Raw genomic sequence first — 15,916 nt, forward strand, 5'->3', positions numbered from 1 at the left:
TCGTGTCAGGCCGCGGCCGCTTTGCTGGCGCGGTCGGCGGTGGGATCGGCGGCGAGACCGAAGTCTTCAGGGAAATGATCGAGCGCGGACAGCACCGGGAACGGCGTCATGCCGCCCATCGCGCACAGCGAACCGGACACCATCGTGTCGCACAGATCGCGCAGCAGTTGCACTTGACGCGTCGAGGTATCGCCATTACGAATCCGCGCGATCACTTCGACGCCGCGCGTCGAGCCGATCCGGCACGGTGTGCATTTGCCGCACGATTCGAGCGCGCAGAAGTGCATCGCGTATTGCGCGAGCTCGGCCAGGTTCGACGTGTCGTCATGCACGACGAGACCGCCGTGGCCGATCACCGCGCCGACTGCCGCGTACGCTTCGTAGTCCATCGGGATGTCCCACTGGCTTTCCGGCAAATATGTGCCGAGCGGACCGCCGACCTGCACTGCGCGCGCCGGTCGGCCACTCGCGGTGCCGCCGCCGAAGTCGTCGAGCAGTTGGCGCAATGTCACGCCGAACGCGAGTTCGACGAGGCCGCCTCGCTTGATGTTGCCGGCCAGTTGGAACGGCAGTGTGCCGCGCGAGCGGCCCATGCCGAAGTCCTTATAGAACGCCGCGCCGCGCGCGAAGATGATCGGCACCGTGGCGAGCGTGATCACGTTGTTGATCACGGTGGGCTGGCCGTAGAGACCGACGAGGGCGGGCACCGGCGGCTTCGCGCGGACGATGCCGCGCTTGCCTTCGAGCGATTCCAGCATCGCGGTTTCTTCGCCGCACACGTACGAGCCCGCGCCTTTCGCGACGAACAGCTCGAAGCGCTGCCCGCTCGAGAGCACGCTGTCGCCGAGCCAGCCGGCTGTGCGCGCGCGGGCGATGGCCGCTTCGAGCGTCGCGATCGAGTGCGGGTATTCGCTGCGCACATAGATGTAGCCGACGGTTGCGCCAGTCACGATGCCCGCGATGATCATGCCTTCGATCAGCACGTACGGATCGCTTTCCATCACCAGGCGATCGGAGAAGGTGCCCGAATCGCCTTCGTCGGCATTGCAGACGACGTACTTCTGCGCGGCCTTCGCGCCGCGCACCGTGCGCCACTTGATGCCGGCCGGGAAGGCCGCGCCGCCGCGGCCGCGCAGGCCGGATTGGATCAGCGCTTCGCAGGCGGCATCGCCGTCGGTTTGCAGCGCGTTGCGTAGGCCTTCGAGGCCGCCGTGTGCGACGTAGTCGTCGATGGACAGCGGGTCGGTGATGCCGATCCGCGCGAAGGTCAGGCGCTGCTGCTTCTTCAGATACGGAATCTCGTCGACCACGCCGACGCGCCGCGCATGCTCGCCGCCGTCGACGAAGCCCGCGTCGAACAACGCAGCGACGTCTTCCACGTCGACATTCGCATAGCCGATGCGGCCTTCGGGCGTCGCGACTTCGACCAGCGGTTCGAGCCACAGCAAGCCGCGCGAACCGTTGCGGATCAGTTCGATCGCCATGCCGCGGCGCGCGGCTTCGCTGGCGATGGCTTCGGCCAGCGCGTCGGCGCCGAGCGCGAGCGCCGACGAATCTCGCGGAACATAGATGCGCGTCATGCCGGCACCTCCACGCGTTTGCTGGCTGCGGCGAGCAGCGCGTCGAATTTCTGTGGCGTAACGCGTGCGTGCAGCGTGCCGTTGAGCATCATCGCCGGCGACAGCGCGCATTGGCCGAGGCAGTACACCGATTCGAGTTCTACCGTCGCGTCGTCGTGTTGACCGGTGTCAAAGCGGCAACCCGTGTGCGCCTCGATGTGCTGGGCGAGCGCCTCGGTGCCCATGCTGCGGCATGCTTCGGCGCGGCACAGCTGTACCGTGACGGGCGCGGCCGGCGTGGTGCGGAAGTGATGGTAGTAGGTAATGACGCCGTGCACTTCCGCGCGCGACAGGTTCAACGCGCGGGCGAGCGGTCCGACTGCGGCAGGTGGCACAAAGCCCAGTTCGTCCTGGATCGCATGCAGGATCGTCATGAGCGTGCGGCCCGGTTGCGCGTGTCGTTGCACGAGCTGATCCGGCGCCGTGGCGAGAGAATCGTCCAAAGTGGGGGCTCCTCAAAGCGATATATGCACTTGTTATTCATAATACGTGCACGTATGCTTCGCTTATTCGATATGGTATAGCCGAAAGATAGGCGGGCTAATCGGCGCGTGCAATAGGAAACGGTCAAACATATATGGTCAGGATCGAATGTCAGGTCGAGCTGGTCGTGAAGGGGGCGGACGGCCGCGAGGCCAGCCTGTCTGACGTGGTGCCGTTACTCGCCCTTGTCGATGAATCCGGCAGCATTGCGCAGGCCGCGGCGCTTAAGGGTTTGTCCTACCGGCACGCGTGGGGTTTGCTGCGAAGCATCGAGGAGCGGCTCGGCGGTCCGCTGATAGCGAAAGAGCGGGGGCGCGGCTCGGTTTTGTCCGACCTCGGACACGCGGTGCTGCGTGGACAACGGCTCTGCGGTGAGCGGCTCGACGGCAATCTGCAGGCGCTCGCGAGCGAAGTGGCGAGCGATCTGAACCGCTGGCTCGCGCCCCCCACCGATAACGTGCGCATCCACGCGTCGCACGGTTATGCGGTGGCCGCGCTCGTGACTGCACTAGTCGCCAACGATCTGCCGGTCGAGATCAAATACCGCGACGGCGCCGACGCGGTCAGCGCGCTCGCGCGCGGCGAGTGCGATCTGGCGGGTTTTCACCTGCCGCTCGGCGAGTTTCGCGCGGTGTGCGCCGATACCTACCGGCGCTGGCTCGATCCGCAACGGCATGTGCTCGTGCATCTGACCCGCCGCAAGCAAGGGCTCTTCATCGGCAAGGGCAATCCCAAGGGAATCGGTGGGCTCGGCGATCTGGCACGCGATGACATCCGTTTCGTCAACCGCCAGCCCGGCTCGGGTACGCGGATGCTGCTCGATCTTTCGTTGCGACAGATCGGGGTGGACCCGGACCGCGTGAACGGCTATGCGTCGACCGAGCTGACGCACTCCGCGATCGCGGCGTTCGTCGCGAGCGGCATGGCGGACATAGGCTTCGGCGTGCAGCCCGCCGCGCATCATTTCGGGCTCGACTTTATTCCGATCGTCGACGAGGACTATTACTTCGCGTGCGACCGCGCGCACCTGTCACGCGCGCCGCTCGCGACGGTGATCAATCTGTTGCGCGGCAGCGCGTTTCACCATCGTGTCGAGCAGCTCGCCGGCTACGATCCGTGCGACTGCGGCAGGCTCGTCGATCTCGACGAGGGGCTCGGCGGCGCGCTAGCTTAACGGCGGCGTAAGAGCTCGTAATCAGAAACTCGATGGCGCTCGGCGCGCGCTGCTGCGCGGCAAGCCGGTTTCGGCTACTCTCTTGGCTTCGTATCCGCTCTAACCGCGCGGCAAGCCGCGCCGAACCAACATGAAAGCTCTTTTCCACGCATGCGCCGCCGTTGCCGCGGCTGGTGTGCTCTGTGCCACCGTCTCCGTCGCTTACGCGCAAAACTCGCCTGGCGTGCCGGGGGGCATCCTTAACGATGAATTCCGCCTCAACGAGCATCCGCAGATGCCGTTCGCCGCGTCCGCGCCGTCGGACAAGTATCAGCACGGCAAACGATCGGCAGCGCGCAAGCGCGGTGACATGGGCGATCCGAGTGGCTGCAATCTGCAGTGCCCGAAGGACGACTAAGGAACGGCGCGGGCTTCGCCCGAGCTTCGAGGTTTGACGCAACGCCGGCCCTTGGGCCGGCGTTGTGCTTTGTGGCGGGTGCGATGGTGGCGCAGTTTGCGGACCGGCTGCGTCCTTGAAGTCGTCCCCCTTGCCTCGCCGGCCTGCTTGTACGCCCATCGCTGCTTGCCGTCCGAGCTCGGGATTGGAGTCCAGTCGTCCGACGGCCTGTCGGTCGGCGCCGCCGTGGCCGCCGGCCAGTTGCTCATGCAGCCGGCGGTGCTACCGGGTCATGTTGTTGGTCGCGGACGGTACCGAAAATAAAAAACCCCGGCAGCGTGAAGCTACCGGGGTTTTTCGGAGCCGTTCATTGCGAACGTGCCAGGTGTTTGGTGGTAGTGTCGCACCCTATTTAAAACCGCCGTCTGACACGCGCCAGACCGAAATCTAGGCAAGTCGCCAAATGCCGCGAACTGTCTCGAAAAGTGGGGTTGACACGTCAACTCCACGAATTGCGAAATGCGCCCATCGTCTGGACATGCGCGCTGGGAAAGGTGCTACAGATTTGCATCGGGAGCCAGTTCGATTCCCAATGAGGAATCGAACCGATGTCCTTAATCCGGCTTGGCTTGCGGACGAAACAGCGCCTTCATGGACTCCCACCAACCCATTCGAAGGGAGTCCAAGATGGACATTGTTCATTTCAATCAGCGCCAACTGGCTGCGCGCTGGGGTGTCAGCGAAGCCACTCTAGAACGCTGGCGCAGCGATGGAATTGGACCGAAATACCTGAAACTGTGCGGCCGGGTAGTGTATCGCCACGTGGACGTCGAAGCCTTCGAGGAGTCATGTCTGATGTCGTCGACATCGGACAAATCAAAGACTCCTGCGCAGGGCACTTCTGCGGGGCAGCCTTTGTCTGGCCGCAATGTCGAGGCCCCGGCACCGAGTGGGCCTGTACCACGCTGGTACAAAGTTGTCCGGGCACAGGACTGAGCCCAGCGCCCGGTGGCAGAGAATTCAAGTGTACTCGTGCTAACTGGCGGCGATGACATCTCGGATTCCATTCTCCGCAAGTAAGCCATCACCGTAGACAATTTCCCCCGATTGCGTTCCGCTCGGGGGATTCTCGATGGCACACAAGCTTTGCGTCTGCTGTGGCGATTTGTTCGAGCCGCGTCCGCAGTCGCCCCATCAGGCCTACTGCTCGTCGACCGCTTGCCAGCGCGCCCGCAAGCGTCAGTGGCAGCGCGAGAAACTCCGCACCGACTCCGACTACCGCGACAACCAGCGTGATGCGCAGCGCGCGTGGTTGAGCCAGAACCCGGATTACTGGCGTCAGTACCGGCGTGACCGCTCGGATTATGTGACCAGCGGCCGCGCCCGGCAACGAGGCCAGCCGTTCGCGGCCTCTGTCAGCGTTGCAAAGATGGACGTGTGCATCGCGCCGTCCGGCGTGTACCGGCTCACGCCAATTTCTCCGCCAACAGGAGCTTCGACGGATTCCTGGCTAGTCGAGATCACGCCTGTGTGCGATACATGTCCGCGCAAGATGGACGCGTGCAAAGAGAGGACGTGATCGACACAAAAAAGCTCGCCACTTACCGTTTCCCGGAGACCGTGACGGGGCTGGATCGCCCGTCACGCCGGCCCCCGGCGGGATGTCCGGGAACAGCAACCCTCTCGATCAGGCGACCGGTCACCATGTGGCAGGAAAATCCCCCCAATGATGCTTCGCCCTCATCCGTGACCTACCGGGCAGCGGAATATGTCCGAATGTCCACCGAGCATCAGCAATACTCGACAGAGAATCAGGCGGACAAGATCCGGGAATATGCCGAGCGTCGCGGCATCCAGATCGTCCGGACTTACGCCGACGAAGGCAAGAGCGGGCTCAGTATCGACGGTCGACAGGCATTGCAGCAGTTGATCCGGGATGTGGAATCCGGCCAGGCCGATTTCAACGCGATCCTCGTTTATGACGTGAGCCGGTGGGGGCGCTTCCAGGACGCCGATGAGAGTGCCTATTACGAATACATCTGCAAGCGTGCCGGTATCCAGGTCACGTACTGTGCGGAGCAGTTTGAGAACGATGGTTCACCGGTCTCGACCATCGTCAAGGGAGTCAAGCGCGCGATGGCCGGCGAATACAGCCGGGAACTGTCGGCCAAGGTGTTCGCGGGGCAGTGCCGGTTGATCGAGCTCGGATATCGTCAGGGTGGTCCGGCTGGCTACGGCTTGCGGCGTGTCCTCGTCGATCAGAGCGGCACGTTCAAGGGCGAGCTAACGCGTGGCGAGCACAAGAGCCTGCAGACCGATCGCGTGATCCTGATGCCAGGGCCCGAGCAGGAGGTCGCAACCGTTAATCAGATCTACCGATGGTTCGTCGACGACGGGCTCACCGAATCGGAAATCGGCTCGCGGCTGAACGCAGGATGTATTCCCACGGATCTCGGGAGAGAGTGGACGAGGGCGACGGTGCGGCAGGTGCTCAGCAATGAGAAATACATTGGCAACAACATCTACAACCGGATCTCATACAAGCTCAAGAAGCACCGCGTGGTCAACGAGCCGGAGATGTGGATCCGCAAGGACGGCGCGTTCGAGGCGATCGTTCCGCCCGACATTTTCTACACCGCGCAAGGCATCCTCCGGGCGAGATCGCACCGGTATAGCAACGAGGAATTGCTCGAGAAGCTGCGAAATCTGTTTAGGCAGCGCGGCGTCTTGTCTGGGCTCATTATTGACGAGGCCGAGGGTATGCCGTCGACGGCAGCATACATCCACCGTTTTGGCAGCCTGCTGCGCGCCTATGAGGCGGTTGGATTCACGCCTGACCGCGACTACCGGTTCCTCGAGGTCAACCAGTTCCTACGCCGGCTGCATCCGGAAATCATCAGTCAGACCGAGCGCATGATCCTTGACCTGGGCGGCTCGGTCCAGCGGGATCTCGCGACCGACCTGCTCGATGTGAACCGTGAATTCACCGTGTCGATGGTGCTTGCGCGCTGTCTTGTTCTGGATAACGGCCGGCGGCGCTGGAAGGTGCGCTTCGACGCGAGCCTGCTGCCTGACATTACGGTCGCAGTTCGGCTCGACGAATCCAACGAGAACCCACTGGATTATTACCTACTGCCTCGTCTCGACTTCGGGCAGCCCGGGATATCGCTTGCCGATCACAACCGCATCGAGTACGAGAGCTACCGCTTCGAGAACCTGGACTACCTATATGGCATGGCCGAACGCTATCGCCTCCGGAGGGCCGCATGAACAAGGAACATTCCGCGATCGACCTGCAGATGATCCCGGTCGACCTGATCGACGTGCTCAATCCGCGCGAGCGCAATAGCAGGGTGTTCAATGAAATCGTCGCGAACATTCGGGCAGTCGGCTTGAAAAAACCGATCCGAGTGGCGCCACGCAACGGTCCGGGTGGGGCGCGGCGCTACCTGCTGGTCTGCGGAGAGGGACGTCTCAAGGCATTCCAGGTGCTTGGCGAGTCGCACATTCCGGCGATTGTCGAGGATGTGGACGACGAGCAGGCGTTCATCATGAGTCTGTCGGAGAACATCGCGCGACGCCAGTATCAGCCGCTTGAGCTACTTTGCGGCATCGAACGCCTGCGCGATCTGGGGTACGACAAGAAGGCTATCGCCGAAAAAACCGGCCTGAGCGTTGAATACATCCAGGGGATCCTGTACCTGCTCAAGAATGGCGAAGAGCGTCTGTTGGCTGCAGTCCAACGTGGGCGTATTCCGCTCAATGCCGCGATGACCATCGCGGGTGCCGGCAACGACGATAAGGCCATTCAGGCCGCGTTGCAAGATGCCTATGAGGCGGGAACATTGCGCGGGAGTCAGTTGATTCAGGCACGGCGCGTTATTGAGCGGCGGCGGACGCAAGGCCGGTCGCTCGCTCGGGGCGCCTCGCGCAAAAAGACCGAGGTGACGCCATCGAGCCTGGTACGAAACTACCAGAATGAGGTCGAACGTCAGCGACTGATGATCCGGAAGGCGGAAATGACCCAACAGCGGCTGCTATTCATCGTCGAAGCCTTGCGTCAGTTACTTGAAGATGAAAATTTCACCAATCTTCTGCGTGCAGAAGGTCTGGAGACGCTGCCGAAATATTTGGCCGAGCGGGTCTGGGAAGGGAGTCATGTCGTATGAGCCAGCCGCCCATTGGATTTGTTCCCGAGCCCGTCGTCGTCACGCTCGACCGGATTCTGCCATCGCGCAAAACGCCTGATGGCGTTCTCGAGTCGAAGAAATTCAAAACGATTCTGTCGTCGATCGAGGAGGTCGGCCTGATCGAACCGCTCACAATCAGCAAATCGGATCCGAAAACAGGCCAACATGTCTTGCTCGATGGGCATATCCGGATGCTCGCGCTCCGGCAACTTGAATTCGTCGATGCGCCGTGTTTCGTCGCAATCGATGACGAGAGCTATACGTATAACAATCGGATCAACCGCCTGTCCACGATCCAGGAGCACTTCATGATCCGGCGTGCGGTTGATCGGGGTGTAACGCCCGAACGGCTGGCCCGGGCCCTGAGCGTCGACATTAGCCACATCATCAAGAAAATGCATCTGCTTGACGGGCTTTGCCAAGAAGCCGCCGAGTTGCTGAAGGACCAGCAGTTCTCGGCAAACCTCGGCGCCGTGCTGCGTAAGATGAAGCCAACGCGGCAGATCGAGGCTGTGGAGCTGATGCTCGCGGCGAACAATATTACGGTAGCGTATTGTCAGGCGCTGCTCGCGGCGACACCGCCGGAGATGCTTGTAGGAGAGGCGAAGCCGAAGAAGATGGGCGGCGTAACTGCGGATCAAATGGCGCGCATGGAGCGCGAGATGGGCAACGTCCACGGCCAGTTCAAGTTAATCGAGCAGTCGTATGGGCAGGACGTGCTCAATCTCGTGCTCGCCAAGGGCTACATTGCCAAGCTGCTCGACAATGACGCCGTCGTGCGCTTTCTGTCGAAGTACCAGCCCGACATGTTCGCAGAGTTCGAAGACATCGTGCAGACGGTGTCGCTCGACAAATAGAAATGCGTCTGGATTTGGTCCAGTTCGAGTTCATTGGCGAGCTGACTTCGTTGGATCAGAGATTACCTCCCCCTATCAGGAGGGTCGCAGCGCTGGCCTGGTGTGAGCGATACCGAGCGATACACGGATCCTTTCAATCTGGATGATTTGGGGTCGTTGTGACCACGTCAAAGAGCCGGTGTCTGTAATGTGGCGGGTGCGGCGGCCAAGACGCTGGTCTGCCCATTTGTGGCGCCCTGAACCAGTGGACGAATAGTGGCACTTTGTCACCGTGCGTTCTTGCCGCTGGCACTCGGCGCCGCCGAGCTTGCGCTCACTGTCAAAGCCGTGGATCGAATTTTTGCGCTCGCCGCGCCGTCACCCTCCGGCCTGGAACCACGCGCCAAGCCTCGGAGCTTTCCGGTTCCCCGCCACAATTTCAACAGACGAAGTCACCCAGCGGAGTGGATTTAACTGGCAGTCTAAGTGTACAATGTGCTATAGATTAAGTTCAAAATAACCTCCTGTAGAGCATTTTGGCATCCCCAGATGATCAAGTGTCATTTTTCAAAAGTACTCGGAGAGCAGAAGCTCAAGATTTCCGATGTCGCAAGAGATACTGGAATCAATAGGGGGACATTGACCAGGATGTACCACGAGACGCTTGTGCGAATTGACTTGGAAACCATCAACACACTTTGTGAGTACCTATCGGTTTCCGTGGGTGAACTGCTTGAATACCAAAAAAGCGAGACGAGTGCGTGAGTAGCAAGCCCACGAATACAATGATTTCCCTCTTCAGCGGCGCTGGGGGATTAGATATTGGGTTGGCCGAAGCAGGTTTTCGGAACAAGTTGTGCGTTGAGATTGATGAAGCAGCCCGGCAAACCCTTGCTATTAATCATCCAAATTGGAAGTTGGCTTGCCCTGGCGATATCCATGCGATAACACCTACTGAGTTGCTAAAGCAAGCAGGAGTTGAGCCTGGAGAACTTACGCTCCTTGCGGGTGGTCCACCATGCCAGCCGTTCTCCAAATCCGGTTACTGGGTTACAGGTGATACTGATCGCCTAACGGACCCCCGGGCAAAAACTTTGAAAGCTTATTTGGATATTGTCCGCGAAGGCCAACCGGAAGTGATTTTACTGGAGAATGTCAAAGGAATAGCATTTTCGGAAAAGGACGAAGGCTTGCAGCTTTTGGTCGATGAACTGAACAAAATCAATAGAGCCAAAAAAACTAACTACCAACCTTGCATAATAGCGCTGAACGCCGCTGATTACGGTGTTCCGCAGTCAAGGGAGCGCGTATTCATCATCGCCAGCAGAGATGGAAAGCAATTCGACCTGCCTGAACCAACGCATTTCGATCCTGAGAAATATCAGGGTAAAGGCCTACCTCACTTAACTGCATGGGATGCTATCGGTGATTTGGATGTCGATATCTGGCTAGATGAAGTTAAACCCTCAGGTAAATGGGCAGACCTTCTGCCAACAATTCCTGAAGGTCAAAACTATCTCTGGCATACCAAAAAAATGGGTGGATTACCGTTATTTGGATGGAGGACCCGGTTTTGGTCATTTCTTCTTAAGCTCGCGAAGGATAAGCCAAGCTGGACCATCCAGGCACAGCCAGGGCCTGCGACAGGTCCTTTCCATTGGAAGGGACGGCTGCTTTCTGTTCGCGAGCTTGCTCGGTTGCAAACTTTTCCAGATAACTACCAATTTGCAGGTGATAGACGTGTCGCGCACATGCAGATTGGTAATGCGGTTCCTCCAGCGATTGGAGAGTTTCTTGGTCTGGAAATCCGACGTCAATTCTCTGGCGAGCGTGTCCGCAGAAAGTTGAAGCTTATTCCTGAAAAAAGAACTGACTGCCCACCGCCGGAAAAACCCAAAGCCGTACCAAAAAAGTATTTGCCGTTAAGTGGTGCTCACGATGCCCACCCCGGAACAGGGAAAGGTCCAGGAGCACAAAGACGCGAACAGAAGGAGCATGTCAATGCCTGATAGCAGCAAACGAGAGTCGCGCTCACGAATTCTTGAGGCTCTCGAGAGAGAGTTGATGGGCCCGACGTCAGCTGATGAATCCATCACTGAATTTCCGACCACGCGCTATATTGTTGGTCGACTAGCGCCCTTAGAGTCGGAAATTCCAGAGCTGGAGAATGACCAGTTTGCAGCAGGCAATGACGACGATGAGGGCGGTGAGTATGAGCCTCAGCCACCACTCATCGTGGGTTTTAGTCCTTCATCCATGGGGCTTTCTTTTTTAGTAAATCAGGATACCAAAACAATAAATGCTAATGCTGCCTGGGGTGATTATCGCCGAGAAAAAGATGAATCGGAAGGCGGTACCTTTTGGCAACGTTATCAGCGATCCGTTTTGGTCGAGGGCATACCGGTTGACACAGTCGGCAAGATCAGCCCGATTTCTCTATCCAAGTCAAATGCTCCTGCGTCGGTTATCGTCACACCGGACGGTTTTAGAAGGCCAGGAGAAGATAGCGACGGAGATGCTCAGGTATTCCTCGAAGGCGTAGTTCATCATATTGATGGAGCCAAAGCTGTCAGCTTATTTCTGGTGAACAGACGCCCTAAAGGCGAAGATTCCGACAAGGCAAAAGACCAGCAATGGCTAATGCAGCCGAAGCTAGAGGTATTTGGCGCTGACAAAAGCGCCATATTCATCGCCAAAGATTTTGACAAGGACATATCAAAAGACACAGAAATTGCTACGGCTAATCTTCTCTACCGAGATGCGAAAGAATTTGCAACGGGTCATGGGGTCGCGGCAGGATGGGATGGAGTAAACGCCACGCGTGATCGTGCCAGTGTATTGTTCACCGATTTCATCCCCAACTTCGAAGTGCCAAGCTTGATTGCCCAAAGTGGTGCCATTCCTGGCCTAAACCTGGATATGTTGGAGCTGAGCAAATGTGCAACTCCCAATGATATATTCGGCGCTATAGAACCTCTGGTATTGGCTTATGAGCAATGGGTTGCTGATAGAAAGATCGAGGCGCAAGGCGTACCGTTTAGCTCAACGCCGGAAAATAAGGATACTGTAAAAGTAATCATAGAAGCTTGCGAAGACGCAGCGCGAAGAATGCGCGAAGGTTTGGAACTCATCCGGGATGAACCGAAAGCCTTTGAAGCCTTTCTGTTTGCCAACTATGTCATGTGGGATCAACGCATACATGGGATATGGGCAGCTCGAAACCGTGACAAGGGTGAAATCGTAGGCCGACCTGACGACTTTCGCTCGCCTAACAACCACACCTGGCGCCCGTTCCAGATGGGTTTCATCTTGCTCAACATTGCAAGTATGGTGAATAAGCCCAAGGCCGGAGAAAAAGTTGCATCGGATAGAAATCTAGTGGACCTACTATGGTTCCCTACAGGTGGTGGTAAAACTGAAGCCTACCTCGGCCTCGCTGCGTTCACTTTGGCATACCGTCGCTTGCGTGGTGATGTGAATGGATTGGATTCCAGCGCAGGCGTGGCCATTATCATGCGCTATACCCTGCGGCTACTGACCGTGCAGCAATTCCAACGCGCAACCGCGCTGATCTGTGCCTGCGAGTTAGTCCGCAAGAGCAATCCTGAAAAGTGGGGCCAAGAACCGTTCAAAATCGGACTATGGGTAGGTAAGGCCACAACTCCTAATGACGCAAAGGCGTCTGGCAAGGCGCTGGAAGATCTGGACGAAGGCAAAAAGCCACGCGATGGTAGCCCAGTGCAATTGGTTTCTTGTCCTCGCTGTGGCACCGCATTGGTAACTCCGCAGGGAAAACCTGAAAACCAGACATACGACTTCGATAACGCCAGACTGAGAACTCTTGTTCGCTGCCCTAATCCGAAATGTGAGTTTTGCGCCCGCAAGTCTAACGATCAGGGCCTGCCGGTGGTTGTGGTGGACGATGAGATTTATCGCGAGTGTCCATCACTGGTTATTGCCACGGTGGATAAATTTGCTCGCATGCCATTCAAGGGAGAAACTCAGGCGCTGTTTGGTTTGCGCGATCGATACAGCCCAACTTATGGCCACTTAACGCCCGGTCATGGTGAAAAACCAAATCAAAGAGTAGTGAAAGACGATCAACCGGCACGCCGCTTAGTCCCGCCAGAATTGATCATTCAGGACGAACTGCACCTGATCTCCGGCCCACTAGGTACCATGGTCGGGCTGTATGAAACCGCTGTTGACTTTCTGGCCCGCGTTCAAGTTGAGACTGGGGTATCTATCCCAGCAAAAATTATTGCGTCCACAGCGACCATACGCCGAGCTCATCAGCAGATACGACAGCTCTACAACCGTGAAGCTAGAGTATTCCCGCCAAGTGGTTTGTCATCCAAAGATTCTTTCTTTGCCAAAGAGCAGGAAATGAAAGAGGACGATGATAAGACGGCCGGTCGGCTGTATGTGGGTATGAACGCACCCGGCTCCAGCACCAAGACACTACTGGTTCGTGTCTACGCAGCCTTGCTTGCGGCCGGCGAAGCAGAAATTACTCGCGACCCAGAAGCTGCGGACCCTTACGCGACGGTTGTGGGTTACTTTAACAGCTTGCGTGCACTCGGCGGTGCACGCCGCCTTGTGGAAGACGACATTAAAAAGCGCTTGCGTTACTTAGCCCAGCAACGAGGTTTTCCGCGGCGCTATATCAATGACCCTGATGAACTAACCAGTCGTCTCGATTCATGGCGTATTCCCGGCCTGCTAAAGCGATTGGATAATAAGTTCCCGCGTGAGCAAGGTAAGCAATACCCCGTCGATGTGTTGCTGGCCACCAATATGATTTCCGTGGGTGTGGACATCGACCGTTTAGGCCTAATGGTAGTGACTGGCCAACCGAAAAGTACCGCTGAATACATTCAGGCGACCAGCCGTGTGGGTCGGAAGCACCCAGGCCTAGTTATCACCATGTACAACTGGCTGGGAGCACGAGATCTTTCTCATTACGAGCATTTCAGAAGTTACCATGCGGCCCTTTATCGGTATGTGGAGGCTATCAGCGTTACTCCCTTCTCGTCGCGCGCATTAGACAGAGGCTTGCGCGGTGCCTTTGCTGCCATGCAGCGATTAGGTGGACAGAATATGGCACGTGAAGTACAGGCCCAAAATTTTGATCCGGCATTGCCCAGCACTGATTTGATGATCACCAACATTACATTGCGGGCAACCGATTTGGTGGGCAAAAAAAACGCGAAGTTGGTTAATGAACGCTTGATGTCTAGCCGCGACGACTGGGCTCACTATGCTGATGATCTATTGCGCTATTCCTGGCTAAAGAGTGGTGAGCGTCCACCTAATAACGCCCGCGTACTGCTGAAAACGTCGGGTACAGACAACGAAGGTCAATGGTCGACACCCGGCTCCTTGCGAGAGGTTGAACCAACAGCGGCATTTTATCTGAGTGATGAGGAGTAACACGGATGTCGAGCAAAAGGGCAATTGGAGACGTTCGTCCTAGCCAGGTGATTACAACTTTTGGTCCCGGAGCCATTGTAGACTTGCAAACGTTGTCGGTTATTGTTGCGGGAATCGATGGCTGGCGACTTGATGAAAACTTGGTCATTCACGAGCCGCGTTTACAGCGCGCCCTGAAGGTGAAGCGCTTCTTTTCTGCTGAGCCGGCCAGTGGTAGTTATTTCACCAAGCAAGGAACGGTACCAACCTTTCTCTTTCCTCGTTATCAGGTCTGCACCCATCCTGAATGTGCAACACTATCTGAGCCCGGTGAAGAGTTGGTTGAGTACAACGAAAAAACACAGGAAATGGAGTGCAAGGCACCCAACTGCAAAGGTAGAGGCAAATATCGTGCTCCCACCATCCCGGCTCCATTTGTTGTCGCTTGTCCAAGCGGCCACATCGATGATTTCCCCTGGCGTGCTTATGTGCACCGAGACGCTAACACGAGCTGTAAAAAGCGTATGCGCTTGGTTTATTCCGGCACCACCGGTTCGGTATCGGATATTTGGATCTATTGCGCCTGCGACGCTAAACGTAGCGTCAGTGATGCCTTTGGTGAAAGCCGCGGCATCGCTTTAGGTGAGTGCACGCGGAAGCGGCCTTGGCTCGGAATCAAAAACAAAGATCCACACGAATGCAAACATGCGGGGCAAGTCCGCGCCATTCAGCGCGGCGCCACCAATGGCTGGTTTCCGCTTGTGCGTAGCGCCTTGTCCATCAAAGAGGCTGCCAGTCCAATAGGGCAGGCATTAAAAAAATGCCCGCAGCACCAAGTCGAGAAGATCGACTCGCCGGAAAAGCTGCAAACACTGTTGGATATGGAAATGTTCCCGACCTTGGCGGAATTCAAGGCCGAGGATATTTGGCAAACCTTGCTTAAAGAACGTGGCGAAATCGAAACCGATGAGATCGATTTGCGCTTGCCGGAGTGGAAAGCTTTCCGAGATATTGAAGGTAGCAATCAAGGAGATCAATCCGATTTTTTCCTTGAAGCTGGCGAAGTCCCAGATTTTCTAACCGACAAAATCGAGCGCATTGTTCTGGCCAGGAAACTGCTGGAAGTGCGTGCGTTAACGAGTTTTACTCGTATTGACTACGCCTCGGGCATGGATGACGATGGGATTGGGGCCTCGCGAGCTCCTATCTACAAAGAACGCCAAGACTGGCTGCCCGCGGTTGAAGTGCGCGGTGAAGGTATTTTTATCGAGCTGAAAGAAGAAGCCCTGGCAGAATGGGAAGCAAAGCCCCCTGTAAAGAAGCGGGCCGCAGCGATCAAGCAAAAGTACAAAGAGTGGGCAGACGAGCGCGGTGTCAATGCGGATGATTTCCCCGGCTCGCGTTACGTGCTGCTTCACAGCCTTGCGCATGTATTGATGCGTCAGCTTGCGTTGGATTGTGGCTACTCCGAATCTGCTGTTCGCGAACGCATCTATAGCAGCACCGATCCGCAGCGAAAAATGGCGGGAATCTTGTTGTATACCGCCAGTGCGGACTCCGAGGGCAGCTTGGGTGGGTTAGTGGATCTAGGCACCAAAGATCGGTTTCCAAATTTGATTCACAGCGCACTGGAAAATGCCAAGCGCTGCTCATCAGATCCACTCTGTGCCGATCATCAGCCGGATGTACATGCGACCATCAATGGTGCAGCGTGCCACGCCTGTGTATTGGCGCCAGAAACTTCTTGCGAGGCTTTTAACCGCTTTTTGGATCGTAATTTCCTGGTACCGACCATGGCCTACACCGACATGGCACATTTCAAATAA

At 57.3% G+C, this 15,916-nt stretch carries 13 protein-coding genes; 11 read left to right on the forward strand and 2 right to left on the reverse strand.

The features are described 5' to 3' along the window. Positions 1-5: 5 nt before the first annotated feature. Positions 6-1,580, reverse strand: coding sequence for a formate dehydrogenase beta subunit (locus tag AB3X86_RS15405; protein WP_368596600.1), 1,575 nt, complete (start codon positions 1,578-1,580; stop codon positions 6-8). Next, positions 1,577-2,062, reverse strand: a complete 486-nt coding sequence (locus AB3X86_RS15410) for an NAD(P)H-dependent oxidoreductase subunit E (protein ID WP_368596601.1) — start codon at positions 2,060-2,062, stop codon at positions 1,577-1,579. Before AB3X86_RS15410 ends, AB3X86_RS15405 begins: the two co-directional genes overlap by 4 nt. Positions 2,063-2,196: 134 nt before the next feature. Between AB3X86_RS15410 and AB3X86_RS15415 the strand changes: the two genes are divergently transcribed. The 11 genes from AB3X86_RS15415 (at position 2,197) to drmB (ending at position 15,916) form a co-directional block, all read left to right on the forward strand. Next, positions 2,197-3,276 carry a substrate-binding domain-containing protein gene (locus tag AB3X86_RS15415; RefSeq protein WP_368586787.1) on the forward strand — a complete coding sequence of 360 codons (1,080 nt, stop codon included), beginning with the start codon at positions 2,197-2,199 and terminating at the stop codon, positions 3,274-3,276. Between the two features lie 130 nt (positions 3,277-3,406). Beyond that, entirely contained in the window at positions 3,407-3,673 is a 267-nt protein-coding gene (locus tag AB3X86_RS15420) for a hypothetical protein (protein WP_368596602.1), read from the forward strand. 666 nt (positions 3,674-4,339) lie between these two features. Continuing rightward, the gene (locus AB3X86_RS15425) at positions 4,340-4,648 is read left to right on the forward strand and encodes an AlpA family transcriptional regulator (protein WP_238326640.1); all 309 of its coding nucleotides are present in this window, start codon (positions 4,340-4,342) and stop codon (positions 4,646-4,648) included. A gap of 136 nt (positions 4,649-4,784) precedes the next feature. Beyond that, complete coding sequence (locus AB3X86_RS15430) at positions 4,785-5,231, forward strand: hypothetical protein (RefSeq protein WP_368596603.1); 447 nt, start codon at positions 4,785-4,787, stop codon at positions 5,229-5,231. 125 nt (positions 5,232-5,356) lie between these two features. Then, positions 5,357-6,922, forward strand: coding sequence for a recombinase family protein (locus AB3X86_RS15435; RefSeq protein WP_085546312.1), 1,566 nt, complete (start codon positions 5,357-5,359; stop codon positions 6,920-6,922). Further along, positions 6,919-7,821 (forward strand): plasmid partitioning protein RepB C-terminal domain-containing protein, encoded by a 903-nt coding sequence (locus AB3X86_RS15440; RefSeq protein ID WP_059671207.1) that lies wholly within the window; start codon positions 6,919-6,921, stop codon positions 7,819-7,821. Before AB3X86_RS15435 ends, AB3X86_RS15440 begins: the two co-directional genes overlap by 4 nt. Continuing rightward, positions 7,818-8,699, forward strand: coding sequence for a plasmid partitioning protein RepB C-terminal domain-containing protein (locus AB3X86_RS15445; RefSeq protein WP_085546313.1), 882 nt, complete (start codon positions 7,818-7,820; stop codon positions 8,697-8,699). Before AB3X86_RS15440 ends, AB3X86_RS15445 begins: the two co-directional genes overlap by 4 nt. 528 nt (positions 8,700-9,227) lie before the next feature. Then, positions 9,228-9,443 carry a helix-turn-helix transcriptional regulator gene (locus AB3X86_RS15450; protein WP_059538849.1) on the forward strand — a complete coding sequence of 72 codons (216 nt, stop codon included), beginning with the start codon at positions 9,228-9,230 and terminating at the stop codon, positions 9,441-9,443. A gap of 20 nt (positions 9,444-9,463) precedes the next feature. Further along, a complete protein-coding gene (locus AB3X86_RS15455; protein WP_085546314.1) occupies positions 9,464-10,687 on the forward strand; it encodes a DNA cytosine methyltransferase in 1,224 nt (407 codons plus the stop codon). Beyond that, positions 10,680-14,111 carry a DISARM system helicase DrmA gene (drmA, locus tag AB3X86_RS15460; protein WP_368596604.1) on the forward strand — a complete coding sequence of 1,144 codons (3,432 nt, stop codon included), beginning with the start codon at positions 10,680-10,682 and terminating at the stop codon, positions 14,109-14,111. Before AB3X86_RS15455 ends, drmA begins: the two co-directional genes overlap by 8 nt. A gap of 5 nt (positions 14,112-14,116) precedes the next feature. Next, positions 14,117-15,916, forward strand: coding sequence for a DUF1998 domain-containing protein (gene drmB / locus AB3X86_RS15465; protein WP_085546315.1), 1,800 nt, complete (start codon positions 14,117-14,119; stop codon positions 15,914-15,916).

The organism is Paraburkholderia sp. BR14374 (genome assembly GCF_040948685.1).
GTDB classification, from domain to species: Bacteria; Pseudomonadota; Gammaproteobacteria; order Burkholderiales; family Burkholderiaceae; genus Paraburkholderia; species Paraburkholderia youngii.